Annotated in this window: 20 protein-coding genes; 5 read left to right on the top strand and 15 right to left on the bottom strand. The window is 67.5% G+C overall.

Translation table 11 applies throughout. The features are described from left to right. Positions 1 to 173: 173 nt before the first annotated feature. A complete protein-coding gene (locus BM372_RS15280) occupies positions 174 to 2,396 on the top strand; it encodes an NADP-dependent isocitrate dehydrogenase (protein WP_090956299.1) in 2,223 nt (740 codons plus the stop codon). Between the two features lie 151 nt (positions 2,397 to 2,547). Here the strand turns inward: BM372_RS15280 and BM372_RS15275 are convergent, their stop codons facing one another. Further along, the gene (locus tag BM372_RS15275; protein ID WP_090956298.1) at positions 2,548 to 3,180 is read right to left on the bottom strand and encodes an SRPBCC family protein; all 633 of its coding nucleotides are present in this window, start codon (positions 3,178 to 3,180) and stop codon (positions 2,548 to 2,550) included. 287 nt (positions 3,181 to 3,467) lie between these two features. Here BM372_RS15275 and BM372_RS15270 point away from each other — a divergent pair, with 287 nt between their 5' ends. Continuing rightward, positions 3,468 to 5,681, top strand: a complete 2,214-nt coding sequence (locus tag BM372_RS15270; protein WP_090956297.1) for a catalase — start codon at positions 3,468 to 3,470, stop codon at positions 5,679 to 5,681. A gap of 183 nt (positions 5,682 to 5,864) precedes the next feature. Here the strand turns inward: BM372_RS15270 and BM372_RS15265 are convergent, their stop codons facing one another. The 10 genes from BM372_RS15265 to BM372_RS15220 all read right to left on the bottom strand — a co-directional run bounded on the left by BM372_RS15265 (position 5,865) and on the right by BM372_RS15220 (position 18,597). Further along, positions 5,865 to 6,419, bottom strand: coding sequence for a mucin-associated surface protein (locus tag BM372_RS15265; protein WP_090956296.1), 555 nt, complete (start codon positions 6,417 to 6,419; stop codon positions 5,865 to 5,867). Then, positions 6,416 to 7,705: a serine/threonine-protein kinase gene (locus BM372_RS15260; protein WP_090956295.1), complete on the bottom strand. Its 1,290-nt coding sequence runs from the start codon at positions 7,703 to 7,705 to the stop codon at positions 6,416 to 6,418. Before BM372_RS15260 ends, BM372_RS15265 begins: the two co-directional genes overlap by 4 nt. Before the next feature lie 447 nt (positions 7,706 to 8,152). After that, entirely contained in the window at positions 8,153 to 9,553 is a 1,401-nt protein-coding gene (locus tag BM372_RS15255) for a hypothetical protein (protein WP_090956294.1), read from the bottom strand. Positions 9,554 to 9,691: 138 nt separating this feature from the next. After that, entirely contained in the window at positions 9,692 to 10,762 is a 1,071-nt protein-coding gene (locus tag BM372_RS15250) for a Gfo/Idh/MocA family protein (protein WP_090956293.1), read from the bottom strand. Positions 10,763 to 10,864: 102 nt separating this feature from the next. After that, positions 10,865 to 11,566, bottom strand: a complete 702-nt coding sequence (locus tag BM372_RS15245; RefSeq protein WP_090956292.1) for an ABC transporter ATP-binding protein — start codon at positions 11,564 to 11,566, stop codon at positions 10,865 to 10,867. Between the two features lie 2 nt (positions 11,567 to 11,568). Then, complete coding sequence (locus BM372_RS15240) at positions 11,569 to 12,993, bottom strand: ABC transporter permease (RefSeq protein WP_090956291.1); 1,425 nt, start codon at positions 12,991 to 12,993, stop codon at positions 11,569 to 11,571. 234 nt (positions 12,994 to 13,227) lie between these two features. Continuing rightward, positions 13,228 to 14,331: a substrate-binding domain-containing protein gene (locus tag BM372_RS15235; protein ID WP_090956290.1), complete on the bottom strand. Its 1,104-nt coding sequence runs from the start codon at positions 14,329 to 14,331 to the stop codon at positions 13,228 to 13,230. 65 nt (positions 14,332 to 14,396) lie between these two features. Continuing rightward, a complete protein-coding gene (gene mmsB, locus BM372_RS15230; protein WP_090956289.1) occupies positions 14,397 to 15,665 on the bottom strand; it encodes a multiple monosaccharide ABC transporter permease in 1,269 nt (422 codons plus the stop codon). A 30-nt stretch (positions 15,666 to 15,695) separates the two neighbouring features. Continuing rightward, positions 15,696 to 17,276 (bottom strand): multiple monosaccharide ABC transporter ATP-binding protein, encoded by a 1,581-nt coding sequence (gene mmsA, locus BM372_RS15225; RefSeq protein ID WP_090956288.1) that lies wholly within the window; start codon positions 17,274 to 17,276, stop codon positions 15,696 to 15,698. A gap of 130 nt (positions 17,277 to 17,406) precedes the next feature. Next, on the bottom strand, positions 17,407 to 18,597 hold the full coding sequence (locus tag BM372_RS15220; protein WP_090956287.1) for an ROK family transcriptional regulator: 1,191 nt from the start codon (positions 18,595 to 18,597) through the stop codon (positions 17,407 to 17,409). A 239-nt stretch (positions 18,598 to 18,836) separates the two neighbouring features. On the opposite strand from BM372_RS15220, the gene BM372_RS15215 reads away from it, so the two are divergent. After that, positions 18,837 to 19,658: a nitrilase-related carbon-nitrogen hydrolase gene (locus BM372_RS15215; protein ID WP_090956286.1), complete on the top strand. Its 822-nt coding sequence runs from the start codon at positions 18,837 to 18,839 to the stop codon at positions 19,656 to 19,658. Here BM372_RS15215 and BM372_RS15210 read toward each other — a convergent pair. Continuing rightward, positions 19,637 to 21,358 (bottom strand): PucR family transcriptional regulator, encoded by a 1,722-nt coding sequence (locus BM372_RS15210; protein ID WP_090956285.1) that lies wholly within the window; start codon positions 21,356 to 21,358, stop codon positions 19,637 to 19,639. The genes BM372_RS15215 and BM372_RS15210 overlap by 22 nt on opposite strands. A 167-nt stretch (positions 21,359 to 21,525) precedes the next feature. On the opposite strand from BM372_RS15210, the gene BM372_RS15205 reads away from it, so the two are divergent. Then, on the top strand, positions 21,526 to 23,064 hold the full coding sequence (locus tag BM372_RS15205; RefSeq protein WP_177236032.1) for an APC family permease: 1,539 nt from the start codon (positions 21,526 to 21,528) through the stop codon (positions 23,062 to 23,064). Then, entirely contained in the window at positions 23,061 to 24,761 is a 1,701-nt protein-coding gene (locus BM372_RS15200) for a flavin monoamine oxidase family protein (protein WP_177236031.1), read from the top strand. The genes BM372_RS15205 and BM372_RS15200 overlap by 4 nt, the downstream gene beginning before the upstream one ends. Positions 24,762 to 24,808: 47 nt before the next feature. Here the strand turns inward: BM372_RS15200 and BM372_RS15195 are convergent, their stop codons facing one another. The 3 genes from BM372_RS15195 to purU form a co-directional block, all read right to left on the bottom strand. Beyond that, positions 24,809 to 25,330 (bottom strand): gamma carbonic anhydrase family protein, encoded by a 522-nt coding sequence (locus BM372_RS15195; RefSeq protein WP_090956284.1) that lies wholly within the window; start codon positions 25,328 to 25,330, stop codon positions 24,809 to 24,811. 140 nt (positions 25,331 to 25,470) lie between these two features. Further along, on the bottom strand, positions 25,471 to 25,896 hold the full coding sequence (locus tag BM372_RS15190) for a class I SAM-dependent methyltransferase (protein ID WP_090956283.1): 426 nt from the start codon (positions 25,894 to 25,896) through the stop codon (positions 25,471 to 25,473). 41 nt (positions 25,897 to 25,937) lie between these two features. Then, the gene (purU, locus tag BM372_RS15185) at positions 25,938 to 26,798 is read right to left on the bottom strand and encodes a formyltetrahydrofolate deformylase (protein WP_090956335.1); all 861 of its coding nucleotides are present in this window, start codon (positions 26,796 to 26,798) and stop codon (positions 25,938 to 25,940) included. Between the last annotated feature and the right edge of the window lie 193 nt (positions 26,799 to 26,991).

Genomic DNA, 26,991 nt, shown 5'->3' with positions numbered 1-26,991 from the left:
TGACGAATCTGTAAAGTCATTTGTCAAATCTTGTTATGCCGCGTTGCGGCGTCATGCATCCGCCCCAGCCGGACGCCGGTAGGCACCATCGAGGCCACCTCAGGTAAGTTAAGGGGTGTTGAGATAACACAAGATTCCGGAAATACCCAGACCTTCAGGGAGACGCCCGAGCAATGGCAAAGATTATCTATACCCACACCGACGAAGCGCCGATGCTGGCCACCTATTCGTTCTTGCCGATCATCGAGGCGTTTGCCTCAACGGCCGGTGTGGAAGTGGAGACCCGTGACATCTCGCTGGCCGGCCGCATCATCGCCGCATTCGGTGACTTCCTCACCGAAGAGCAGCGCGTCGGCGACGCGCTGGCCGAGCTTGGCGCCCTCGCCAAGACGCCCGAAGCCAACATCATCAAGCTGCCCAACATCAGCGCCTCCGTGCCCCAGCTGAAGGCGGCAATCGCCGAACTCCAGGGCCACGGTTACGCACTCCCGGACTACCCGGACAACCCCTCCTCGGATGAGGAAACGGACATCCGGTCGCGCTACGACAAGATCAAGGGCTCGGCCGTGAACCCGGTCCTGCGTGAAGGCAACTCGGACCGCCGCGCACCGCTTTCGGTCAAGAACTACGCACGCCAGAACCCGCACAGCATGGGCGCCTGGACGCCGGAGTCCAAGACCAACGTGGCGCACATGGACGCCGACGACTTCCGCTCCAACGAGTTGTCTGTCGTGATCGACGCCGACACGAACCTCAAGATCCAGCTCGTCAAGGAAGACGGCACGGTCAAGGTACTCAAGCGTGCCTTCCCTGTCCTGGCCGGCGAGGTCATCGACGGCACCGTGATGCGCGCGGCCGCCCTGGACGCGTTCCTGGCCGCCCAGGTTGCCCGCGCCAAGGAAGAGGGCGTGCTGTTCTCCGCGCACCTGAAGGCCACCATGATGAAGGTTTCGGACCCCATCATCTTCGGCCACGTCGTCAAGGCCTACTTCGCGGACCTCTTCGCCACCTACGGCGAGCAGCTCGCGGCCGCCGGCCTGAGCCCCAACAACGGCCTTGCCTCCATCCTCAACGGCCTTGAGGACCTCCCCGAAGAGATCCGCGGCGACGTCCAGGCAGCCATCGAGAAGGGCCTGAACGAGGGCCCCGAACTCGCCATGGTCGATTCGGACAAGGGCATCACCAACCTGCACGTGCCCTCCGACGTGATCGTCGACGCCTCGATGCCGGCCATGATCCGCAGCTCCGGCCACATGTGGGGCCGCGACGGCCAGGAAGCCGACACGCTCGCCGTCCTGCCGGACAGCAGCTACGCCGGCATCTACCAGGTTGTCATCGACGACTGCCGCGCCCACGGCGCCTTCGACCCCACCACCATGGGAACCGTCCCGAACGTCGGCCTCATGGCCCAGGCCGCCGAGGAATACGGCAGCCATGACAAGACGTTCGAGATCCAGTCCGCCGGCACCGTGCAGATCGTCGACGACGCCGGCACCGTGCTGATCGAGCACCAGGTCGCCCCGGGCGACATCTGGCGCGCCTGCCAGACCAAGGACGTGCCGATCCGCGACTGGGTCAAGCTGGCCGTCACCCGTGCCCGCGCTTCCGCCACGCCCGCCATCTTCTGGCTGGACAAGGGCCGCGCCCACGATGCCCGGATGATCGCCAAGGTGGAGGAATACCTCAAGGACCACGACACCGAGGGCCTGGAAATCGCCATCATGTCCCCGGAGAAGGCCACGGCCTTCACGATCGAACGCCTCCGCAAGGGCGAGGACACCATCTCGGTGACCGGCAACGTGCTCCGCGACTACCTCACGGACCTGTTCCCGATCCTGGAACTCGGCACCAGCGCCAAGATGCTCTCGGTGGTTCCGCTCATCAACGGCGGCGGCCTGTTCGAGACCGGCGCCGGCGGCTCCGCCCCGAAGCACGTCCAGCAGCTGCTGAGCGAAAACCACCTGCGCTGGGACAGCCTGGGCGAATTCCTCGCCCTGGCCGTCAGCTTCGAGCACCTCGCCACCAGCACCGGCAACGCCCGCGCCCAGATCCTGGCCGACACCCTGGACCGCGCCACCGGCACGTTCCTGCTCGAGGACAAGTCCCCGAAGCGCAAGGCCGGCGAACTGGACAACCGCGGCAGCCACTTCTACCTGGCCAAGTTCTGGGCCCAGGAACTGGCCCGCCAGAACGACGACGCCGAGCTCGCCGCGGCTTTCACCGCCGTTTCGGACGCGCTGAACTCCAACGAGGAGACCATCACCGGCGAACTGCTGGCCGTGCAGGGTTCCCCGGTGGACCTCGGCGGCTACTACCGCCCGGACGAGGCCAAGGCCTCCGCCGTCATGCGCCCCTCGGCGACGTTCAGCGAAGTCCTCGCGACGCTGGCGAAGTGACGCTGGCAACGTGACGCCGGCAATGTAGCGCCACTGGCCTCCTGTCCCGGGCCCTCCTGGCCCGGACACCGCAACGCCCCGCTTCCCGATGGGAGGCGGGGCGTTGCGCGTTTACTCGCTCAGAGTTTGCTGCTGGTTCAGCGTTGACGGCTCAGCGGTCGCTCTCCGGCTTGAACGGCGGCTCCGGGGCGAGGTCGGGGTCGGCGTCGACGTGCTGGAAGGTCGGCACTTCGCCGTAGTCCACTTCCTCCTCTAGCGGCACCGCCGTCGTCGCGTCGGAACTGACGGCGCCGGCAGCGGCACCCACCCCGCCCGCGCCGGCCACGCGCCCGCCGCCCTCCACCGTTCCGCGCCAGGCGCCGGTGGCGGCGTCGCGCTCCTCAATGAACGTCTTGAATTTTTTCAGGTCAGAGGCAACCTGCCTGGAATCGAGGCCGACGGCGGCGCCGACTTTCTCGGCCGCCGTATCCGGATGCCAGCTAAGCTCGACGCTGACCCTCGTTCCGCCGGTGCTGGCCGGTTCGAACCGGACTATGCCGGAATTGCGGGGCTCGTCGAGGCTTGCCCATGAAACCAGCCGGTCCGGTTCCTGGGCGGTGATCCGGGCATCGTATTCGCGCTTCACGCCGCCGATGCTGGTCTTGAAATGGACAGTGGTTTCGTCGAGTTGGGTGACGGAATCGACCCCGCTCATGAAGTGCGGGAAGTCCTCGAACTGGGTCCACTGGTTATAGGCCTGGCTTAGCGGGACGTTTACTTCAATGGATTCCTGGACAGTTGCCATGCGTACATCACTCCTGCAGTTGGCGGGCCGGAGCCCGCGGTTCTGATGGCCATAGCGGCTCGCACCACACGTCCACGCTAACGTGTCTTCCGGCAATTAGTAAGTTTGCTGACGAGCGCGCGATTCCGACGGGGGCCGGGCGACTCGCGCGCCGGGCCGGTTGTGGGCGGTGTTTGCCGTCACTAGTGTGCTAAGTACGCTTAGTGTTTTTCGGGCCGTCCGCCGCCTCCGCGGCTGACCCCGGGGGCCGGCGTGGCCAAGGCTGTACAACCATGAGGAGTCACCGCATGCCATCTGATCGCGACATCATCATCCCCGGCGCCCCAACAACGGCGCCGGTTTCCATTGGGGAACCTACCGCGCCTCATGACCCACTTCCGCCGAAGCCGGACCAGCAGGGACCGGAGGCCGTCTCGCCCACGGGTTCGCCGACCGGGGCACCGGAGACGTCGCGCGCCCAGTCCGGGGCATACCTCACGACGGCCCAGGGCCTGCGCCTCTCGGACACGGACCACTCGCTGAAGGCCGGCCGGCGAGGCCCGGTGCTCCTGCAGGACCACCACCTGCGGGAGAAGATCACCCACTTCGACCACGAACGCATTCCGGAGCGGGTGGTCCACGCCCGCGGTGCCGGAGCGCACGGCACCTTCCGCTCCTACGGAACGGCGGCGAACATCACACGGGCGGGTTTTCTGGCCAGGGACGTCGAAACGCCTGTGTTCGTGCGCTTTTCTACCGTGCTGGGCTCGCGCGGCTCCGCGGACACCGTCAGGGACACGCGCGGCTTCGCCACCAAGTTCTACACCGACGAAGGCACCTTCGACCTGGTAGGCAACAACATCCCGGTCTTCTTCATCCAGGACGGCATCAAGTTCCCGGACATCGTCCATGCCGCAAAACCGCGCCCGGACCGCGAAATCCCGCAGGCCCAGAGTGCCCACGACACGTTTTGGGACTTCGTTTCCCTGCACACCGAGGCCCAGGCCCACACCATGTGGAACATGTCCGATCGGGGGCTGCCCCGTTCCTACCGCACCATGGAGGGGTTCGGGGTGCACACCTTCCGGCTGGTGAACGCTGAAGGCGCCACATCCCTGGTCAAGTTCCACTGGAAGCCGAAGCAGGGCGTCCATTCGCTGGTCTGGGAGGAGGCCCAGCTGATCAACGGCATGGACCCGGATTTCCACCGCAGGGACCTCGCCGACGCCATCGAAGCCGGGGCCTTCCCGCAGTGGGAGCTAGGCATCCAGGTGTTTCCGGACACCGAGGAGGAGTTCTTCGAGGGAATCGATCTGCTGGATCCCACGAAGTTCGTCCCCGAGGAGCTGGCTCCCGTGCAGCCGATCGGCCTCATGACGCTGACCGCCAACCCGGTGAACTACTTTGCCGAAACCGAGCAGGTGGCCTTCCACCCCGGTCACCTGGTGCCGGGCATCGACGTCACCAACGATCCGCTCCTCCAGGTCCGTCTCTTCTCCTACATCGACACCCAGATCAGCCGGCTGGGCGGGCCCAACTTCGGCCAGCTGCCGATCAACCGGCCGCAGGCGCCCGTCAACGACCTGCTGCGGGACGGCATGCACCAGACGGCCGTCCACGCGGGAGTGGCGCCCTACCACCCGAACTCGCTCGACGGCGGCTGCCCCTTCCTTGCCGGGGCCGACGTCGGCGCCTTCATCGACGTGCCCGAGGAACTGGCCGCCGCGGTGAAGGAACGCAAGTCGCCGGCGTCGTTCGATGACCACTACAGCCAGGCGCGGCTCTTCTTCCGGAGCCTGACACCGGTGGAGCAGGACCACGTGATCCAGGCGTACACGTTCGAACTGGGCAAGTGCTACGAACAGAGCATCCGCGAGCGGCAACTGGCCGCACTGGCCAATATCGACGCCGGTCTCTGCGCCGCAGTGGCGGCCGGTCTCGGCCTGCCGGCACCGGCCGCCACCGTGGAGGTGCCGGATGCCGCGCCGAGCCCGGCCCTGTCCCAGGTCGGCGGCAGCTGGCCGGTGGCCGGGCGGGTCGTCGGCATCCTCGCGGACGAGGGCAGCGACCTGGACCTGGTGAAGGCGGCCCGGACAGCGCTTGACGACGCCGGAATCGTGCCCCTCGTCATCGCCCCAGCCGGGGGCATGCTGGGCGAGAACAGCAAGGCGATTCCGGTGCAGCGCACGTACCTCACGGCACGCTCGACCGAGTTCGACGCCGTGCTGATCGCCGGCTCGGGCGCGCCGGCCAAAGATGCCGAGCAGGGGCGCGACGCCAAGGCCGGGGAGCCCGGCGCCGCCCTTGATCCGCGGGTGGTGCTCCTGCTCTCGGAGATGTTCCGCCACGGCAAGGCGATTGGCGGCATCGGTGACGCCCTCACGTGCCTGGACGGCGCAAGCATCCCGCAGGACGCCGCCGGAATCGCGCAGGGGGAGGGAGCAGAGGACGTCGTCGCGCAATTGATCGGGCTCCTGGCTGCGCATCGGGCCTGGGAACGGTTCCCCGCCATGGGCGCCTAGGCGCCGCCAACCGCCAACCGCCCGCCGTCCGCCGTCCGCCGTCCGCCGTCCGGCGTCGGCCGGGCGCGGGAGGGACGCCGTCCGGCCTGGCCGTCCGCCGTCGGCCGGGCGCGGGAGGGACGCCAGGGAGGAAGCGGCAGGGAGTCGGGGAGGATCCTTCGGGGTCCTCCCCGATGTGCGTCCTCAACCGTTGCCCTTGCCCTTACCTTTGTCCTTTCCCTTGGCTTTGCCGGCAGCCGGAGCCGGCGCGGGCGCGACGACGGCGGGTGCTGCCGGGGCGGGGGCGGCTGCCGTGGCCGCGGCTGCGGCCGCCGCTTTCGCAGCCGCGGCTGCAGCTGCCTGTGCTTTTGCCTTTTCTGCGGCCGCCTTCTCCGCCGCGACCCGGGCGGCCTCGGCGGCGGCCTGCTGCGCGGCAAGGTCCGCCCGTACGGCGTCGATCGAAGACTTGATGCCCTGGTGGCGCTTGAAGGACACTTGACCGCTTGTGGCGGCGGCATCCAAGCTGGCCTGGAGCTCGTCGAGCAGCTTCAGGCAGCCCGCCGGGTCGTTGGCGGCAGCGGCCTCGCTGACGGCCAGGACTTGGGACTGCAGCTGGCTGGCCGTGTCGCGGTCAAGGTCCGGTGCCGGGGAGCCGCAACCGGCCAGGCTGCCGGCGAGCAGGGCTCCTGCCAGCCCCCATGCCGGAAACCGGACGCCGAAGCCGGCCCCGGCGGTGCTGCCGACGCGGGAGGCTCTCACGGTTCCACGCTCTTCTGGAGTTCCTTCAGGTGCTCGCCGAGCGGTCCGGTGACGGTGGGGTAGGGGACGACGGCGGCGGGGACTGCGGGCGCGGCGATGGCGACGCCGATGGCGGCAGCGACCGTGAGGACGGTGAGCGCGGTGAGCACCACCACGAGGCGGGTCCGCAGGCTGGCCTGCCGGAACCAGGCCATTGCCCGGGACACTGGCGGGCGGCGGACGGCTTGGCCCGGGGCGGCCGGATCCAGGACAAGCCCCGCGGACTTTCCCGAGTCATAACCGGAGCCCGAGCCGACGCCGGGCGGCCTGGGTGGTCTGGCCGGCCGGGCGGTCGGGACCATTTCGGCAGAGAGGGCAGTTGGGGCAACCGGGGCGGGGAGGACGCGGGTGTGCTCCTCTGTCACAGGGCCGGGGAGGAATTCAGGCGACACCAGGGCGTGGCGCAGTGCGGCCTCGACGTCGGCGGCCGCGGGCCGGTCTAGGGGGTCGGAAGCGGTCATGGCACGCAGGAGCCGAGCCCATTCGTCCGGGACTGCGTCCGGGATGACGGGGTCGCGGTGCAACCGGGCGACGGCGGATTCCACTGCGCTCCCGGGATACTCCACTTCGCCTTTAAGGCATTCGAGCAGGACCAGGCCGAGAGAATAGACGTCGCTCGAGGGGCCGAGGTCTTCGCCGCGAGCCTGTTCCGGGCTGAGGTAGGCGGCAGTGCCCACCATCGTGCCGGTGGCAGTGAGCCGGGTCCCGTCAATGATCCGGGCGATTCCAAAGTCAGTCAGCTTGGGCCGCAGCGGCTCCCCGGGCCGGACTGGAACGAGCAGGACGTTGGCTGGCTTGATGTCCCGGTGGATGATGCCCAGCGCATGGACGTAGGCGAGGGCATCGGCTATCCCCGCGCCGACGACGGCCGCTTCGCCCAGGGGCAGCGGGCTCTGACGGATGCGGGCGCGCAGGTCCTGGCCGCCCACCAGTTCCATGGTCAGGAAGGGCCGCGGCTCATCGGCAATCCGGGTGTCAATCCCGGCGTCGAACAGTGTCACCAGGCCGGGATGGTTCAGGGTGGACAGCAACTCGATCTCGGCCTCCTGACGGCGCAGTTCGTCAGGGTCGGCCGACTGCGCAGCGAAAAGTTTCAGCGCGACGTCCCGGCCCAGGTTCAGGTCCCTGGCGGTGTAGACCGAGGCCATGCCGCCGCGGCCGATCACTTCACCGAGCTGATAGCGGCCGCCCAAGGGCTGGTCCGTGATGCTGCCGGGCGAACTGTCCACGATCTCCCCGTATTCCATTTCTGTGCGCCAAGGTAACGCACCTAAAAGAATGATACGGGCCGGTAACCTGCACGCTGCCGCATCCGACCAGTGTCGGACGCGACAGCGTGCAGACGGACCGCAGTTTTGCCGCTCCTCCTCAGGGCCCTTCTGCCGGAGCGAATGCAGGGCGTTCGGTCCCCCAGCGGACCCAACGACCTTGCTCCGGCGGTGACAGGACCTCGACGGGAGCGGTGGCACACCTTACGGTGGCCTGGGCCCGCAGCCAGGGCGCGGACGCGGACCGGAACGCTCCGGGCGAGCGAGGACGGCCCGTGACGCTAACCGGATCAGCGCGTTGGCAGTTGCGGTGCCGGAAACCCGGCGGCGGACGGTCGAGTCCATTGGGAGATCTCCTGGGTGACTGATAACGGGCGGCCAAGGCAGCCCGACGGGCCGTGCTCTGTGGAGGCAGAGACGGCCCGACTAGTCAGGAGAAGAACCGGGGTCAGCGCAAACGGCGTTGTACTCATGTTGGAGCGGACCGCCGATACGGTCGGCCCCGCCTGCGGGCACGATGAAGTGCAGGTAGGGCACCCACGCGGCCGTTCCGGCGGGCCCGTTGCCCGAGTGCCCGCTGCCGGACCCTGAGCCCGGAGCGGTCGGGAGCGCGTCGGCCGCGGGCAGGCCTGTGCCGCCGTGCCAGGGACTTGGGCTGGGTGCAGCGGGCGCGGCCGGCGGTTCGGGCGTGCCGGCAGGGAGTTGCGCTGGTGCGACGGCGGCAGGCCCGGCGGGTCGCGCGGCGGATTCGGGCCACAGGTATCCGGCATAAAAGATTTGGGCACCAGAGGAAGCGATTGTCCCGAACGGGCTGGCCGCCTGAGGACCGGATGTCTTTGCGGTGGTTGTCTTTGCAGTGGTTGTCTCAGCGCTGGGCGACTGAACGCGAGCGGGAGTCGGCGGTTCCGCGGGCGCTGCCTTGCCGCTGTCGGCTGGCGTGGCGGTGTTTGCTGCCGGCACGTCTGCTGTGGCGTCGCCCGGAAGGACGGCACCAGCGTCGTCCTGAGGAACAGGCGCCGGATTGCCGGGCAGCGGTGCAGCGGGGTCACCGGGAAGCGGCGCAGCCGGGTCGGGAACGGCAGGGTCGGGGACGGCAGGGTCGGGAACCGCGGGTTCGGGGACGGCAGGAACGGCAGGGTCGGGAACCGCGGGTTCGGGGACGGCAGGAACGGCAGGGTCGGGAACCGCGGGTTCGGGAACGGCAGGGTCGGGAACGGCGGGTTCGGGCGCGACGGGTTCGGGAAGCACCACGGGAACGTTGGGATCCACCACCGGAACACCCGGGTCGGGAACAGCCGGGTCTCCTGAGGGCGCGGCAGGATCCGCTACCGGTCCGGCGGCGGGCGGAGTGCTGTCCGGCGCGGGGAGCGGTGTATCGGGCGCCGCCGGATCCAAGACAGGGGGCGCAGGATCAGCGGCGGGCGGCCGCGTGTCCGGACCCGGAGGGGGGTCCACGGCAGCCTCTGCAGCATCAGGAGGCTCATCGGCAACGGGCTCGTCGGCCGGGTAGGCAGCATCGCCGTCAGGGGCCGAAGTGGGCAGGGCCGGAACGGCGCCTGCCGCCCACGTGGGAGCCGGGCCGGCGTCGAGGGCCACCTGGGCGCCGTCGAGGGTGGTTACGGCAAAGTTGCCGGCATCGGCGCAGCCGGTGGCCGCTAATGTCTCACCGGCGTCGTCGGCCCGTCCATGGAAGGAGCAGGCGTCATCCGCCTGTGCGGCAGTGCTGGAAAGCGTCAACCATGCGGCGCCGGCGACGGCAGCTAACAGGACGCGTCGCAGAGGGCGGAGGTTGCGGCCCGCACGGGAGGGCGATGCTGCAGGATCCATGCGCACCCCCGCTCCCGGACGACTGGACAGTTGCCTACAGGGTAAGTCGGCCCCAACAGGCGAGTCCAGAGAGGAGAGGAAACTGTACGCATTCCGAGACCCTTCAGTACCCGCCGATTTGCTGGCCGGGGGAGGTGGTCAGGGGGCGTCGTTCGGGTAGCTCACTCCAAGTTGCGCGCGTACACCGTCGAAGAGCCGCATGGTGTTCAGGGAGTCCTCCAGCGGCATGACCGGGCTTTCGGTGAGTCCCTGCTGGATGCACCGCGTCACCTCGCGGAGTTCGTAGCTGTAGCCGCGGCCGATCACCGTGAACTGCTCGCTGCGGGGCTCGTCGAAGCCGATCCTGACCAGCAGCTCCTTGGGGTTGTTGATGGAGCCTGAGGCCTGCAGGAACCCCTTGCTGCCCGCGACGGTGGCCGTGCGCGGGCCGTGGGCGAGCAGCGAGGAGGTCAGCTGGGCCTGGGCACCATGGTGGTAGCCCAGGGTCAGCGCGTTCTGGGCATCCACGCCGTCATCGTTGAGCCATCCGGTCGCGCTGACTGTCTGGGGAAACCCCAGGGTGCCCAGGGCCCAGAGCAGCGGGTAGACCGTCAGGTCCAGCAGCGCGCCACCGCCGTCCCTCGGCGCCCAGAGCCGCGAGGTAGGGGAGTAGGGGGCCGGGAAGCCAAGATCCGCACCAATCCACTTGACGTCGCCGATCTCGCCAGAGGCGGCGATCTCGAAAGCCCGCTGCATGCTCGGGAGGAAGCGGCTCCACATCGCCTCCATCAGGAACAGGCCGTTGGCCCGGGCGGCGGACACAAGCTCCATGGCCTCCCGGGCGTTGACGGTCAGGGCCTTTTCACACAGCACATGCTTGCCGGCCTTGAGGGCGGCCAGGGCAATTTCGTGGTGGTGCGCGTGGGGCGTGGCGACGTAGACGACGTCGACGGCGTCGTTGGCGAGCAGCCGGGCGTAGCCGGTCACGCCGTCCTGGTCGCCATAGGCGCGGGCGAAGCCGTAGTCGGCCGCGAACGCGTCCGCCGCCGCCTGCGTTCTGGAGCTGACCGCGTAGAGTTCGGCGTCCGCGAGGAGTTCGAGGTCGCGGGTGACGGCGGCGGCGATGCCGCCGGTCGCGATGACCCCCCAGCGGAGCCGGGCGCCTGTTGCGGTGCGCGGATCCGGGTCGGTCTGGCTGAACAGCCACGGCTTGGCGATGGGGGCAGTCATGCAGCCATCCTCTCACCCGGCCGCCCTTCACCGGCCCTCATCCGAGGTCGGGCGGGCCCGGGGGCCCGCCCTTCAGCCACCTCATCGGACGCAGGACGGCGGCTAGGCGGGTACGCCCGCGGCCGCCCTTACTGTTTCCTCGGTCAGCCGCCCCTGCTGGAGCCGGAAGCGCCGGTCGGTCTTGTCGGCCAGGGTGCGGTCGTGGGTGACTACGAGGATGGTGGTGTTGTGGTCCCGGCTGAGTGCGCTGAGCAGCTCGATGATGTGCTCGCCGGTCTGCTCGTCGAGGTTGCCGGTGGGTTCATCGGCCAGGATCAGCTTGGGCTCGTTGGCCAGTGCCCGGGCGATCGCCACGCGCTGCTGTTCGCCGCCGGAGAGCCGGTTGATGCGCCGCACGTGCTTGTCCGGGTCGAGCTGGACCTGTTCGAGCAGCTGCCGGGCCCGTTCCAGCCGGGCGCCCTTGCGCATTCCGGCAAATTCCATCGGCAGCATCACGTTGTCCGCGGCCGAGAGGTTCGGGATCAGGTTGAACTGCTGGAACACGAATCCGATGTCCCGGCGCCGGTAGTGGGTCAGCTTCGCGTCCGGCATGCTGGCCAGGCTCACGCCGTTGACCACCACATCGCCGCTGGTGGGCTTGTCCAGCGCGCCGAGCAGGGACAGCAGGGTGCTCTTGCCGCTGCCGCTCTTGCCGACGATCGAGGCCAGCGTGCCCTGAGCGAGTTCGAAACTGACGTCGTTGACGGGCTTGATGGTCCGGTCGCCGGTCTTGAAGGTGCGGACCAGGTTCTTGACTTCGATCATGGCTATTCTCCTCGGAGGACTTCGATGGGACGGATGCGTGCGGTGAGCAGGGCCGGGACGAGTGCCCCGATGATGGCGACGCCGAAGACCGCGGCGATGCCCGTGGCAATAACTTCGGGGGAGGCGCTCGCCGTCACGGAGGTCAGCAGCTGGCTGGCCCCGCCGAAGGGCCCGCCCTGGCCGCCGGGGAAGCCGCCGCCGCGCTGGCCGGCAGCCGCGCCCGTGGTGCTGGTGGCGCTGCTTGAACTGATGAGGGCGCTGGCGATGCCGCCGCTGGCAAAGGATGCAATGGCGGCGCCCACCACGCTGCCCAGGGCCACCAGGACGAGGGCTTCCAGCACGAACTGCAGGCCGATGGTGCGGTTGGGGGCGCCGATGGCTTTCAGGACGCCGATCTCGCGGCGGCGTTCGCGGACCAGCATGACCATGATCAGGAGGATGATCAGGCCGGCGGTGGCGAGGGCCGCGGCGAAGGCGACAAAGGAAATGTTCTTGACGCTGTCCAGCGAGCTGACGGCGGTCTGAAGGTTCCGCTGGCCCTGGGTGACGTCCGCCTTGTCGGCGCCGAGCGCCGTCGTGAGGGCGGTCTTGGCAGCGTCGACATTTTCCATGCTGTTGACGGTGACGATCATGGTGGACAGCTCGCCGGGGAGGGCGGCAAGCGTCTGGGCGGTCGGGAGGGTCACGTAAAGGGCGTTGTTGCCGAAGGCGGTGCCGGCGTCGAAGAGGCCCTTGACGGTAAAGGTCTTGTCCCCGATGGTGAAGGTCGATCCGATTTTGAGACCGTTCTTCTCGGCCAGCGTGGTGCCGAGCAGGGCGCCGGTGGATTCAGCCGTGTAGTCGCCCAAGCCGGTTCCCTGCGTCAGTACCAGAGCCTTGCCGGTGGAGTCCACCTCGGCGCCGATCCCGGTAGCGGTGACGGGCAGCGAGAAGGACGGGGCGGCTTGCGTTGTACCTGTGCCGGTGCCGGTGGTGCCGGTGGCTGCCTGGTTGCGGTTGCCGAGGGTTCCGGCGTCGATGGCGGCAGTGAGGCTCGTGCTCACGGTGGTGGCCGACTGGCCGCCCGGGGCGCCTCCGCCCGGGCCGGCCTGACCTGATGCGGACTGGGCAGCGGCCTCAGTGGCGTTGCGGAGGCGCAGCGCCTTGGTGCCGACAACGCTCGTGACATTGGGGACGGCCGCCGCGGTGGCGGCCTGCGTTGCGGTGAGCGGCTCGCCGCCGCCTTCGAAACCCTGGCCGCCGGCCGGATTCACGGTCAGGACCGTGCCCACTGAGGCATTCAGCTCGGCGACCTTGCCGGTGACGGCCTGGTTGGCCACGAGCATGGCCAGGGCAAGTCCGATGGCTACGGCCAGCACGGCCACCACGGCGGCGGTCCTGACCTTGTTTCGAAAGGCGTTGCCTACACTCCGGGCAAGAACGCTCACGGTACTCCTAGGTTTCTCTTGCCGGGCGGAATGCCCGGCGGCTGCTCCCACAGTGGTACGGGCTGCTGTGCGAACCTCCCGGTGAAGCTATGGTTCGGCTGTGAAGCGCGTTGCCGGTGTCGCAAAGCCGGTAAAGCCCTTGCCGGCAACACAAAAGCCCCGGCCCTCCCTTGCGGGGAGAACCGGGGCTCTGCTGCCTGGCTGGCGCCTGCGCGGCGTGCGCCGGGGCCGGAACTACTGCTTGGTGATCGGTCCGAGTACCGGATCGTTGACGTAGGCCGTGTGGACGTTTTCCTTGGTCACGATGACGGGCGTCAGCAGGTAGGCCGGAACCACCTTGACCGTGTTGTTGTAGGACTTGTCGTCGTTGATCTCAGGCTTTTTGCCTGCCTGGATGTCGTTGACCATGGTGATCGAGTGCTCAACAAGTGCGCGGGTGTCCTTGTTGATGGTGGAGTACTGTTCGCCCGCCATGATGGACTTGACCGACTCCACCTCGGAGTCCTGGCCGGTGACAACCGGGATCGGCTTGCCGGCGGCCTTGACGGAGGTGATGATTGCGCGGGCCAGGGTGTCGTTCGGGGACAGCACGCCGTCAAGCGGGGCGCTGCCGTAGGTTCCGGCGAGCAGGGTGTCCATGCGCTTCTGGGCGTTCTCTGCCTTCCAGCCCTGGGTAACGGCCTGCTCGAAGGACGTCTGGCCGGAGAGGACCTTCAGGGTGCCGTCATCAATCTTCGGCTTCAGGACGCTCATCGCACCGTCGAAGAAGACCTTCGCGTTGGCATCATCCGGGGAGCCGGCGAAGAGCTCGATGTTGTACGGACCTGACGGCTTCTTGGCCTTCATCCCGTCCAGCAGCGCCTGGCCCTGGAGGACACCGACCTTGAAGTTGTCGTAGGCCACGTAGTAGTCCACGTCCTGGGTGTTCAGGAGCAGACGGTCGTAGGCGATGATCGTGGCGCCGGCGTCCTTGGCCTGCTTGAGCTGGGTGCCCAGCTGCGCGCCGTCGATGGCGCCGACGATGATGACCTTGTCGCCCTTGGTGATCATGGCGCTGATCTGGTTCTGCTGGTCCGACACGCCGCCGTTGGCGAACTGCACATCCGGCTTGTAACCGGCCGCGGTGAGGCCGTCGTTGAACAGCTTTTCCGCCAGGACCCAGTTTTCCGAGGTCTTCTGCGGGAGTGCGACGCCGATCGAGGAACCCTTCGGGAAGGCCTCGCCTCCAGTGGTTGATCCGCCGGATGCTCCGGAGTCGGAACGGCCGCAGGCTGTCAGCGCCAGTGCCGCAATGGCAGCGATTGCTGCCGCCTTTCCTGCTTTACCAATCATTCGCATTGCGTGGTTCTCTTTCTTTTGGTGGTGTGGGGGAAATAGCGGAAGTCGGGAACAGGGGTAGCGGCTCAGATCCCCCGGGAGATGACCTCTTTGGTTTGGGTGGTCTCGTCGGCCTTGATCTCGCTGCTGCGGCCGAAGTTCTTCATCAGCATGCCGACGATCGATCTCTTGCCCTGGGTCTTGTTGTAGACGTCGAAGGCGACGGCGATCAGGAGGACCAGGCCCTTGATGATCTGGGTGAGGTCGGCGCCGACGCCGAGGAGCTGCAGGCCGTTGTTCAGCACGGCCATGACCAGGCCGCCGATGATCGAGCCGATCACGGTGCCCACGCCGCCGGTGACTGCTGCGCCGCCGATAAACACGGCCGCGATGGCGTCAAGTTCCCAGCCGACGCCGTCGAACGGGCCCGAGGCGGTGGAACGGCCCACGAAGATCATGCCGGCCAGGCCGGCAAGGATGGACATGTTCATCATGACCAGGAAGTTGACCTTCTTGGACTGCACGCCGGAGAGCTCGGCGGCGTGCCGGTTGCCGCCGACGGCGTAGATGTGCCGGCCGATGACGGTCTTGGAGGAGATGAAGCCGTAGATCAGGATCAGGACGGCGAGGATCAGGCCCGGGATCGGGAAGGATGTGCCCGGCCGGCCGGTGGCGAACAGGTAGGTCGCATAGAGGATGGCGCCGCAGATCAGGACCAGCTTCAGGACCATGACCCAGGCTTCGGGGACGTCGGCCCCGAGGGCCTTGGCAGTGCGGCGGGAACGGATTTCGCTGAAGATCACGTACGCGACGGCGGCCAGGCCCAGCAGGACGGTGAGGTTGTTATACCCGGTCTGCGGGCCGATCTCGGGGAGGTAGCCGGAACCGATGTACTGGAAGTCCGTCGAGACCGGGATGGTGTTGGATTTGCCGACAAACTGGTTGGCCCCGCGGAAGATCAGCATGCCCGAGAGGGTGACGATGAACGCCGGAATGCCGACATAGGCCACCCAGAAGCCCTGCCAGGCGCCGATGGCAACGCCCAGCAGCAGCCCCATGAGGATGCCGACATACCAGGGCAGTCCCCAGTCGCGGATGAAGAGGGCCACGCACACGCCCACGAAGGCCGCGACGGAACCGACGGAGAGGTCGATGTGGCCGGCGATGATGACCAGCACCATGCCGATGGCCAGGATCAGGATGTAGGAGTTGCCGTTGAAGAGGTTGATGACGTTGCCCGATGTGAGCGTGCGGCCCTCCGTGAAAATCTCGAAGAACACGATCAGCGCCACCAGGGCGAAGATCATGCCGAATTGGCGGGTATTGCCGCCAAAGAGCTTCTTGAGCGCGTTCATTGTTTCAGTCCTTGTTTCCGGGTAGTTCGGCTAGTTCTGGATCGTCCCAGAGGGCGAGGCGGTCTTGCGGGCGGACGTCATGAGCCTCATGAGGCTTTCCTGGCTGGCTTCGTCCTTGTTCAGCACGCCGGTGATGGCGCCTTCGAAGATCGTGTAGATGCGGTCCGAGAGGCCCAGCAGTTCGGGCAGTTCCGAGGAGATGACGATCACGGCCTTGCCCTCGTTGGCCAGTTTCTGGATGATGCCGTAGATCTCATACTTGGCCCCGACGTCGATCCCGCGGGTCGGCTCGTCCAGGATCAGCACGTCCGGGTCCGTGAACATCCACTTCGCCAGCACGACCTTCTGCTGGTTGCCGCCGGAGAGCTTCGCGACACCTTCCTCCACGGAGGGCGTCTTGGTCCGCAGCGACTTCCGGTATTCCTCCGCGACGGCGTATTCCTTGTTCGCGTCCACCACGAAGTGCCTGCTGATTTTGCGCAGGTTGGCCGAGACCGTGGTGGCCTTGATGTCATCGAGCAGGTTCAGGCCCAAGGACTTGCGGTCCTCCGTGACGTAGCCCAGCCCGGCGTCGATCGCCTGGCGGACGCTTTTGAGCTGCAGCTCCTTGCCGTCTTTGTAGACATGGCCCGAGATGAAGCGGCCGTAGGAGCGCCCGAACACGGACCGGGCCAGCTCGGTACGCCCGGCTCCCATCAGCCCGGCGAATCCGACGATCTCGCCCCGGCGGACGAAGAAGCTGGAGTTCTTGCACACCAGGCGGTCCTGGATCTGCGGGTGGCCGACGTTCCAGTTCTTCACCTCGAAGAGCACCTCGCCGATCTTCGGCTCGTGGTCCGGGAACCGGGATTCCAGCGTCCGGCCCACCATGCCCTTGATGATGCGGTCCTCGTCGACGCCGTCGGCCTTGACGTTCAGCGTCTCGATCGACTTCCCGTCGCGGATGATCGTGATTTCATCCGCGATCTGCTCGATCTCGTTGAGCTTGTGCGAAATGATGATCGAGGTGATGCCGCGGCCCTTCAGGCCCAGCATGAGGTCCAGCAGGTGCTGGGAATCGGACTCGTTCAGCGCCGCCGTGGGCTCGTCCAGGATCAGGAGCTTCACCGACTTGTTCAGGGCCTTGGCAATCTCGACGAGCTGCTGCTTGCCGACGCCGATCTCCTTGATGGGGGTGTCCGGGTCCTCCCGCAGCCCCACCCGGGCCAGCAGTTCGGTGGTTCTGGTGCGGGCTTCGGCCCAGTCGATCACACCGCGCTTGGTGGGTTCGTTACCCAGGAAGATGTTCTCGGTGATGGACAGTTCGGGAATGAGTGCCAGTTCTTGGTGGATGATCACGATCCCGGCGTGCTCGCTGGCCCGGATGTCCTTGAACTGCTGGATCTCGTTCTGGTAAACGATGTCCCCGGTGTAGGTGCCGTAGGGGTAGACCCCCGAGAGCACCTTCATCAGGGTCGATTTCCCGGCGCCGTTCTCACCGCAGATGGCGTGGATCTCGCCGGCCTTCACCCGCAGGCTCACATCGGCCAAAGCTTTAACGCCGGGGAATTCCTTGGTGATGGAGCGCATCTCGAGGATTAGCGGATCGCTGTGCGTGTTGAGGGACGTCATCTGCCCTTACGCCTCCAATGCATGACTTCGTTGTCCGCCCCTGCAAACCGCAGGGCCGTCTGATGGAAAAGTAAACTAGCTCACAGCCATTGTCGTCAAGTCTTTAACGCAACGGCCCGATAACGAATGCTCAATTTCGCCGGATCCCGGCATGCTGGAACACCAGCGCCGTGGCCCCGAGGGCTTCCGCGCGGTCGCCCAGGGACGACATCGTGAGGGTGGTCGTCTCGCCGATCACCGGAACGGCATGGCGGATCAAGCCGCGCCGGATGGGGTCCAAAAGCAGCTCACCGAGCCCGGCCAGCGGGCCGCCCACCACGATCACTTCCGGATTGATCAAGTTCGCCACGTTGCCCAGGGCGCGTCCGACGGCGAGGCCGGCGTCGTCCACAACGCGCAGGGTTGCCGAGTCGCGCTCCAGGGTTTTGCGGACGATGTCGCCGGGCGATAGCGGACGGTCCTCGCCGCGGCTCAAAAGTTCGATCATTGTGGTGGTGGAGGCGATCGTTTCCAGGCATCCCCGGTTCCCGCACCGGCAGATCAGCCCGTGCTCGTGGATGGTGGCATGGCCGATTTCGCCGGTGATGCCGACGTTGCCGTAGTACGGGACCCCATTGAGGATCAGCCCGGCGCCGATGCCCGAACCGATCTTGAGGAACATTAAGTTGTCGATGCCGCTGTGTGGCCCCCACGTGACTTCGGACAGGGCGCCCAGGTTGGCGTCATTGTCAACGAAGACGGGCAGATCAAGCGCTTGTTCGAGGCGTGTGAGGATATTGATGCCGACCCATTCGGGCAGGATCGCGCCCTGCGCCACCGTTCCCGTGCGCCGGTCGATGGGGCCGGGAATCCCGACGCCGGCACCCACCAGGGCGGTGCGCTCCACGCCGCTGTCCGCCAGCAGCCGGTCCAGCACCCCGACGGCGGCCTGGATGCCTTCCTCTGCCCGATGGCCCAGGGGAAGCAGGACCGAGTCCTCGGCGATCACGTGATAACTCAGCGAGGCAAGCACGACGCGCAGGTGTCGGCGGCCGAAGTCGATCCCGACGGCGACGGCTCCGTTGCTGTTGAGCCGGACGTTCAGGGCGCGCCGCCCGGAGCTGGTGATCGGCTCGGTCGAGGCCAGCCCGGCCGCCAGCATGATCCGGACGATATTGGAGACCGTGGCCGTCGAAAGACCGGTCTGGCGGGCCAGCTCCGCCTGGGTGGAAGGACCTGTCAGGAGGCATTCGATGATCCGCTGCTGGTTCAGATGCCGGAGGGCTGACTGCGATCCGGGGTTTTTGGTTCGGCTCCTCGTTGAGCTCGTTGGTGAGGGCATGCTATGAAGCGTGACTCATCCCGGCCTTGTAGTCAAGAAGTTAACGCATTGGTAACGGCCGTGCCGGTTCCCGGGCTGTACCGGGATGGTCGCTTCCCTCTCCCTGAGCGGGATATTCTGCCCCGCTCGGTGGGCAGACGGGCGGAAATGCACCAGCCTCGGCCTCCCGGGCGGTGGCTACTGTGGACCCTGAGAGTCCGCGTTGCCCGTGCGGATACCCGGCGAGTCGTGAGGTGGTAATGGTGCTGCTGGCCCTGATGCAGGCGAGTGCGGTCGTGCTAGACGTGAAGGCCAACTGCGCCGCCGTGGAGGAAGCGGCGTCCAAGGCGTCCGACGCGGGAGCGCAGCTGCTTCTGACGCCCGAGCTTTTCCCCGTCGGCTACGCCCCACGCCGGCTGCGGTCAACATTCGATCCCGGAACGCTGCCTGCACTCCGGGAGACCCTCGCGGGTATCGCCCGGCGCCACAACATCGGACTGGTCTACAGTCTCCCAGCTCTGACGCCCGCGGGGGACTGGCATATCTCCGCCACCCTGGTTGACGCCTCCGGCGGGGAACTTCTCACTTATGACAAGGTCCACCTGTTCGGCCCTGAGGAACGCGGGGCCTTTGCGCCGGCCGCGGAGGCCCCCCGTGTCGTTGAGTTCCAAGGGATCAAGACGGCGCTGGTCATTTGCTACGACATAGAGTTTCCCGAGTCCGCGCGGGCCGCCGCCGTGCGCGGCGCCGAACTGCTGCTGGTGCCGACGGCACTCGCCGGCGGGTTCGAGGCTGTGCCCCAGGTGCTGGTCCGGGCCAGGGCGCTGGAGAACCAGCTGACGGTAGCGTACGCCAACCACACCGGCGGTGAGGAAGGCTACGATTTTCTCGGCGGCAGCATTGTTGCCGGCCCGGAGGGCTCGGTGCTGGCCGTGGGCGGGACCGGGACAGAATTGCTCTATGCCGAACTGGGCCGGACTCTGGACGCCGCGGATGCGACGGACAGGGCTGCCAGCGCGGACGAGGCCGTGGCCTACCTGCGGGACCGCCGCCCGGACGTCTACCGTTCCTGGGGCATTTGACCCGCGGGAGCCGCGGTCTCCGGTGAAGCAACGGCCGCCGCAGCGCCGGGCATGTCAGGGCCTCCCTGATCGTGCAGGGTGATGTACTGCAGCGCAATCCAAAGCTCCGCGCGGGCCTGGGCCTGATTGAGGTCCTGGCCCAGCAGTTCAGCGATGACGCCGATCTGCCGGCGGACGCTGTTGCGATGCAGGCCCGTGGCCTTCGACGTGGCGTCCCAGCTGCCGTTCTCGCCAAGCCAGGCCCGTAGGATCCCCAGCGAGTTATCGCGGCGCTCCGGCTCGAGAGCGAGCAAAGGCGCCAGCAGGCGGCCCGCCAGCATCGTACCGGCCTCGGAACCCAGCAGGCCCGCCACGGACCAAGTGATGTCCTCTTCCCGGACGCTCCGGCGGCTGGTCATTACGCGGTTGCGCAGCGAGGAGGCGAGTTGGTAGGCCTCCGCCAGGGAAGTGAACTCGGTGTCGCTGCCGATCACCAGGCGCCAGCCGAGCCGCTCCACCTCCGCGAGCAGGGCCTCGTCGACCTTCAGCCGGGTGATGGCGGCAAAGCCGTAGTCGGTGTGTTCCACCAGTTTGGTGTCGAACAGCCTGCGCCATTCGAGCAACTCCCGCACCGGCCCTTCGCCCGGGCGGCGCTGCCCGGGCGCCGCCCGGGCGCTGACCGCGGCGGGGTCCGCCCGGACTCCCTGGATAACCCGCAGATGACCGGACCGGGTGGAGGAAATGCTTTGCGCCAGCAGGTCTTTCAGCCCGTTGACCTGCCGCGCCGTTCCCGACGCGACGCTCTCCGGGTGCAGCAGCAACGCCGTCGCCAGCTGGCTGGGGGCCAGGGAGCCGCTGGTGCGCTGGCGGACCAGCAGTTCCAGAAGCCCGACGGCGGTGGAGACCACACTGTTCTGCGCCGGGGTCAGCGGGGCGTTCGTGCCGAGGACGAGCGCGCCGAGGTTGGCGTCCCGGGTGCTGCGGAGCGGATACCCGACCACCAGCGATGAGCCTGCAACGTCGAACGAATCCATCTCCACCCGCGGGCCGCTGCCGGCGAGCAGCCGGGTCAGCAGCGGCTGTAAAACGGCGGAATCGACGCGGGCAGCGGAGCCCTCGGCGTCCGGTCCGTGCGAGCTGCCGGAACCGCGTGCCCGCACCCGCCCGTCCGCCCCGACCAGCATGGCCCAGACCGGGACGCGCTGCACCAGCGCCGCGAGGAGTTCGTGCTCGGGCCGCGCGGACAGGACCGCCCGCATGAGCTGGCGGTTGGTGTCGGCCAGCTGGCGGAAGATCCGGGCGTTGTCCGACTCCAGCAGCCTGGAGAATTCCAGCCCCAGCGCGGCGAAAGGGATGTCCCCCGGGATGGCCACCAGCGTCAGGTTGTGCTGCCGGCAGGCCCGGACCACGGCAGCCGGCACGGCCTCGAAGTAAGGTTCCAAGCCAAAGCCGAGGGCACTGACGCCGGCCTCGACCAGACGCCGCACATAGGCGTCCACCGGCTGTTCACCGCCGCCGTCGCCCACGAACGGCATGCCGGCCGTAAGCAGGAACTCGCCGTCGAGCAAGTAAGGGGTCGGATCGCCCAGCTCGCTGGGCTCCACCCAGCGTAGGCGCTGGTCCCCGTTGCCGCCATCGTGCAAGACGCTCAGCGCAGGCAGTTGGCGCAGGAACTGGGACAACGTCACGAAACCGAGCCGCTCGGAGTCCTCAGCAGTCACGGCTGCGGCTCCATCCCGGTCCGCCCGGGCACGTCCCGCAACCAAGGAGGTGCATTAAGTCTCATATGGGTAGATTACAGGTCTTTTTGCACAACCGTGAGAGGTGGCTCACAGCCCTAGGGTGGACCAGGGGAAACCGACCACTACTGAAGATAAGGACGTCAACGATGACTGTGCCAACTCTGATCGGGGAACGCCCCCCGGCGGCCGCCGCCCGTCCAGGGCTCGCCGCCCAGCTACTGCGCCGCAAGCCCATAGGGCAGCTGGTCAACGAGGCGGAAACCGGGCATGGCGGCACCCGGCTGGTCCGCAGCCTCGGTGTGCTGCAGCTGACCATGATCAGTGTCGGCGCCACGCTGGGCACCGGCATTCTGGTCATCCTGGGCGAATCGGTGCCGCTCGCCGGCCCGGCCATCTGGATCTCCTTCGCCATCGCCGGACTGGCTGCCCTGCTCTCCGCAGTGTCCTATGCCGAAATGGCCGGCTTGGTTCCTGCCGCGGGTTCCAGCTATTCCTACACCTATGCCACCATGGGCGAGGGCATGGCCTGGGTTTGCGGCTGGTGCCTGGTGCTCGAGTACGCCGTCTCGGTGGCCGCCGTTGCGGTCGGCGCGGGCCAGTACGTCAACGAGGCCGTGGGGGTCTTCGGCCTGACCCTCCCAGACGCCATCTCGCAGCCGCCCGGAGCCGGCGGAGTGCTGAATGTGCCCGCGATGGTCATTGTGGTCCTGGCCACGGTGCTCCTGGTCCGCGGTGCCAAGGAAAGCGCCTGGATCAACACAGCGATCGTCCTGGTCAAGGTCGGCATCCTGCTGTTCTTTTGCGCCGTTGCTTTCACCGCTTTCAACGGCGGACACTTCGAACCCCTCATGCCAATGGGCGCTGCCGGCGTCTCGGCCGCAGCCTCCCGGGTTTTCTTCTCTTACATTGGCTTCGACGCTGCCTCCACGGCCGGCGAGGAAGCCCGCAACCCCAAGCGTGACCTCCCGCGGGCCATCCTTCTGTCCATGCTGATCGTTACCAGCATCTACGTGCTCGTCGCCGTCGCCGCCATCGGCGCCCGCCCCTGGGGCTGGTTCGATGGCACCGAAGCCGCCCTCGTAAAGATCCTCGAGGAAATCACCGGCCAGCCATGGGTTGGCGTGGTGTTCGCCGTCGGCGCCGTCCTGGCCATCGCCAGCATCGTGCTGACCGTCCTCTACGGGCAGACCCGGATCCTGCTCTCAATGTCGCGCGACGGCCTGGTCCCCAAGGTCTTCGGCCGCGTCTCGGCACGGACCGGCACCCCGGTTGCCGGAACTCTGATCGTAGGCACTGCCGTCGCGTTGACTGCCGGACTGGTGCCGCTCGGCGCCCTCGCGGACGCCACCAGCATCGGGACCCTGTTCGCGTTCGCCCTGGTCAACGTGGCAGTCATCTACCTGCGGCGGACCCGACCGGAGCTGACACGCAGCTTCCGTGTCCCGCTCTTTCCGCTGACACCGATTCTCGGCGCCCTCATGTGCGCCTACCTCATGGCCAACCTCGGCGCCGAGACCTGGGCGGTCTTCGGTGCCTGGATGCTCGTGGGCTTTGCCGCCTACTTCGGCTACGGCCGGAAGAACTCCAGGGTGGCAGCCCTGAGCCACGAGGAATACCGTGAACTTTCAAGCCGCCAGCCCGCCAACACCACCACAACCCAAGACCTGAAGGCAGAGATCTCGTGACCACCGCCACCGAACTGCCGGCCCCCGAACCGGCTTCCACCCGTCCCGCCGACGCGCCCATCACCATGCTGAATCCGGACTTCCCGTTCAGCTACGACCACTACCTGGCCCACCCTAACGGCCTGGGCGCGGTGCCGCCCGAGCTCTACGGGACGGAGGTCGCCGTCGTCGGTGCCGGCCTGTCCGGACTGGTGACTGCCTATGAACTCATGAAGCTGGGGCTGCGGCCGGTGGTTTACGAGGCCGATCGGATCGGGGGCCGGCTGAGGACCGCCAGCTTCCCGTCCGCGCCCGGCATCGTGGCAGACCTCGGCGGCATGCGTTTCCCGGTCTCCGGCAAGGCCTTCTACCACTATGTGGACCTGCTCGGACTGCAGACCTGTGAATTCCCCAACCCGCTGGCACCCGCCACCCCCAGCACGGTGATCGAACTCGCCGGCCAGAAGTACTACGCAGAGACCGCCGCGGACCTCCCTCCGTTCTTCCTTGAGGTGGCGGATGCCTGGAAGGCGGCCGTGAACGACGGCGCCCGGTTCGCCGAGATGCAATCGGCCATCCGGGACCGGGACACCGCCCGAATCAAGGAACTCTGGAACGCGTTGCTCCCTGAGCTGGACGAACAGACGTTCTACGGCTTCATCGCCGGCAGCGACTCCTTCAAGGAGGCCGGCTTCGCCCACCGCGAGGCGTTCGGGCAAGTGGGGTTCGGCACCGGCGGCTGGGACACCGACTTCCCCAACTCCATCCTCGAAATCCTTCGGGTCGTCTACACCGACGCCGATGACCAGCACCGGTACATCGCCGGCGGTGCGCAGCGGCTCCCCGAGGCGCTCTGGGAGCACGCGCCGTCGGGCATGGCCCACTGGCCGGACGGCACGTCCCTGGCAACGCTGCACGCGGGAGCCCCGCGGGGCGCCGTGGAGCGCATCGGGCGTGACGGCAGCGGCGACTTCCAGATCCGCGAACGGTGGGGACGGGAATCCGCCTACCCGGCGGTGGTGACCACGTGCCAGTCGTGGTTGCTGTCGACGCGGATCCACACGGACGAATCGCTGTTTCCCGCCGAGCTGTGGACGGCGATCGAACGCTCGCACTACATGCAATCCTCCAAGACCTTCGTCATGGTGGACCGGCCGTTCTGGAAGGACATCGACCCCGAGTCCGGCCGCGAGGTCCTGTCCATGACGCTGACCGACCGACTGAACCGGGCCACCTACCTGCTGGACAACGGCCTGGACCAGCCCGCCGTGATCCTGCTGTCCTACACCTGGAACGATGACGCGCTGAAGTGGCTGGCACTTGACGCGGAGGAACGCGTCCGACTCATGCTGCACTCGCTGGAGCAGATCTATCCCGGCGTCGACATCGCCAGCCACATCGTGGGCCAGCCGATCACGGTCTCCTGGGAGGCCGATCCCAACTTTATGGGTGCCTTCAAGGCCAACCTGCCGGGGCACTACCGCTACCAGCAGCGGCTCTTCACACACTTCAAGCAGGACGGGCTCCCGGCCGAACAGCGCGGGATCTTCCTCGCGGGGGACGACGTCTCCTTCACGGCCGGCTGGGCGGAAGGCGCCGTCACCACTGGCCTGAATGCAGTCTGGGGTGTGGTCAACCACCTCGGCGGCCGGACTCCGGCGGGCAACCCCGGCCCGGGCGAGCTGCTGGCCGAGCTGGGGCCGATCGCGCTGGATTGACCGGCTGGATCCGACTGCTGGCGAAGGCGCCTCCCACCAAGTGCGTCCTAGCTGCTGTGGAGTTCCCGGTGTGCCCGTGCCAGTTCCTGGTAGTGGGCGGCATTGTGCTGGACGCCCGCGAACTCCTCGTCGCTGAGCTCCCGCCGGACCTTGGCCGGAACTCCGGCGACGAGCGAGCGGGGCGGGATGACCGTGCCCTCCAACACCACGGCGCCGGCGGCGACGAGCGAGCCGGCGCCGATCACGGCCCCGTTGAGGATGGTGGCGCTCATGCCGATTAGGCAGTCGTCCTCGACGGTGCAGCCGTGCACGACGGCGCTGTGGCCGACGCTGACCCGCGCGCCGACGGTGCACGGGAAACCGGGGTCGGCGTGCAGCACCACGTTGTCCTGCAGATTGCTGCCGGCGCCCACGGCGATGGCGGCCGTGTCGGCACGGACGGACACGCCGTAGAAGGCGCTGGAGTTTTCGGCCAGGGTGGCGTTGCCGATCACTGAGGCCGTGGGGGCGATGAAGGCGGAGTCATGGACGGCCGGAGTCGTGCCGGCGAACGCGTATAGGGGAGCCATGCCTTCAGCCTAGAACACGCCACCTCTTGCGGACCGAGCCGGCGTAAGTAAGTGCGGGTCCACGGCCGTTGCGCTATCACATATGGCTGTCCCAGGCGCCGGATAGCCACCACAACTGATAGCTCAACGGGAGAGAAGGTTCAGGCGGGGGAGCGGAGGACCGTGAAGCCGTCGTGCCGGCTCTCGCCCTCGCCGCGGGGGTCGGGGACGGGAAGCACGACGGCGATCGGCGCGCCGGGTTCCGCCACCCGCCCGAGTTCCCGGACGACGTCGTCCCACTGCTCCGGCGGCAGGCCGGACAACGCGTCCACGGCCCAGATCGAGGAAAACGCGGCGTCGGCGAACGGCAGCGATTCCGGGCCCGCCACGCTGGCCTCCAGCCCGCGCGCCCGGGCGGCGTGGATGCTCTCCTCGGACAGGTCCACGCCGGTGAAATGGATGCCGGACTGTACGAACTGCAACCCGTCCATGCCCGCGCCGCAGTCGAGCCCCAGCACTCCGTGCCGCCCCTCGGACTTCAACAGGGACACGAATGACTCGAGCCGGTCCCTCCTGATGGATTCCATAGCTCTAGTCAATGCCCGGATTCAGTTAAAGACAACCGGAATCAGTTAAAGACAACCGTCCGGTTGCCGTCGAGCAGGACACGGTGCTCGGCATGCCACTGCACGGCTTGGGCCAGGGTGCGGCCCTCCACGTCGCGGCCCATTTGGACGAACTGCTCGGCGGTGCGCCGGTGGTCCACCCGGATGACTTCCTGTTCGATGATGGGCCCCTCATCCAAGGCCGCCGTGACGTAGTGCGCCGTGGCACCGATGAGCTTCACGCCGCGGGCATGCGCCTGGTGGTAGGGCTTGGCACCCTTGAAGGACGGCAGGAACGAGTGGTGGATGTTGATGGCCTTACCCGTCAGTTCGCTGCACAGATCGTCCGAGATGATCTGCATGTACCGCGCCAGGACGGTGAGCTCGATGTCGTGCTCCTTCATCAAAGCCCGGAGTGCGTCCTCGGCCTGGAACTTGGTGTCCGGCGTGACGGGGATGTGGTGGAACGGGATGCCGTAGAACTCCGCCAGGCCCTCAAGGTCACGGTGGTTGGAGACGATGGCCGGAATGTCGATCGGCAGGGTGCCGGAGCGCTGCAGGAACAACAGGTCGTTCAGGCAGTGGGCCGAGGTGCTTGCCATCAGCAGGGTGCGGACCTTGCGGCCGGCAGGGTTGAGGCTCCACTGCATTCCGAACGCCTGCGCCACGGGCTCCAGCGCCGCCTGCAGTTCGGCCAGGGCGGCCGCCGTCGTCGCCTCCACCCGCATGAAGAAGGTGCCGGTGCCCTGGCTGCCGTATTGCTGGGAATCCGTAATATTGCAGCCCGCCACGAGCAGGGCGCCGGCGACGGCGTGCACGATGCCTGGCCGGTCGGGGCAGGACAGGGTCAGGATGTAGGAGGAGGTGGGGAACTCGTTAGTCACGGACAACAGCCTACCCGCGCTTCAGGGGCAGTTTTGAAAGGGTTTTGGTAGTGTTAACCCCGTCGCAACTGGCGTTGGATGGCTAACCATCAGGGAGCGGCACTCACGAAGACCACGGATCGTACGCCTGGGCCGAGGGTCATGTCTTACCGGTTGGCAGCACCACCGCTGTCGGCCCGTTGTTGGCACCCGC

Origin of the sequence: Arthrobacter sp. ov118, from assembly GCF_900116495.1 — a bacterium.
In the GTDB taxonomy this organism is placed as follows: Bacteria; Actinomycetota; Actinomycetes; order Actinomycetales; family Micrococcaceae; genus Arthrobacter.
This window is presented reverse-complemented; position numbering and strand designations above follow the sequence as displayed.

Coding starts and splice junctions, on each gene's coding strand:
- mmsA (WP_090956288.1), bottom strand. CDS start 17,276: ATGACGTCCCTCAACACGCACAGCGATCCGCTAATCCTCGAGATGCGC.
- BM372_RS15270 (WP_090956297.1), top strand. CDS start 3,468: ATGCCATCTGATCGCGACATCATCATCCCCGGCGCCCCAACAACGGCG.
- BM372_RS15220 (WP_090956287.1), bottom strand. CDS start 18,597: ATGCCCTCACCAACGAGCTCAACGAGGAGCCGAACCAAAAACCCCGGA.
- BM372_RS15235 (WP_090956290.1), bottom strand. CDS start 14,331: ATGCGAATGATTGGTAAAGCAGGAAAGGCGGCAGCAATCGCTGCCATT.
- BM372_RS15195 (WP_090956284.1), bottom strand. CDS start 25,330: ATGGCTCCCCTATACGCGTTCGCCGGCACGACTCCGGCCGTCCATGAC.
- BM372_RS15250 (WP_090956293.1), bottom strand. CDS start 10,762: ATGACTGCCCCCATCGCCAAGCCGTGGCTGTTCAGCCAGACCGACCCG.
- BM372_RS15255 (WP_090956294.1), bottom strand. CDS start 9,553: ATGGATCCTGCAGCATCGCCCTCCCGTGCGGGCCGCAACCTCCGCCCT.
- BM372_RS15190 (WP_090956283.1), bottom strand. CDS start 25,896: ATGGAATCCATCAGGAGGGACCGGCTCGAGTCATTCGTGTCCCTGTTG.
- mmsB (WP_090956289.1), bottom strand. CDS start 15,665: ATGAACGCGCTCAAGAAGCTCTTTGGCGGCAATACCCGCCAATTCGGC.
- BM372_RS15275 (WP_090956298.1), bottom strand. CDS start 3,180: ATGGCAACTGTCCAGGAATCCATTGAAGTAAACGTCCCGCTAAGCCAG.
- BM372_RS15215 (WP_090956286.1), top strand. CDS start 18,837: ATGGTGCTGCTGGCCCTGATGCAGGCGAGTGCGGTCGTGCTAGACGTG.
- BM372_RS15260 (WP_090956295.1), bottom strand. CDS start 7,705: ATGGAATACGGGGAGATCGTGGACAGTTCGCCCGGCAGCATCACGGAC.
- BM372_RS15280 (WP_090956299.1), top strand. CDS start 174: ATGGCAAAGATTATCTATACCCACACCGACGAAGCGCCGATGCTGGCC.
- BM372_RS15245 (WP_090956292.1), bottom strand. CDS start 11,566: ATGATCGAAGTCAAGAACCTGGTCCGCACCTTCAAGACCGGCGACCGG.
- BM372_RS15205 (WP_177236032.1), top strand. CDS start 21,526: ATGACTGTGCCAACTCTGATCGGGGAACGCCCCCCGGCGGCCGCCGCC.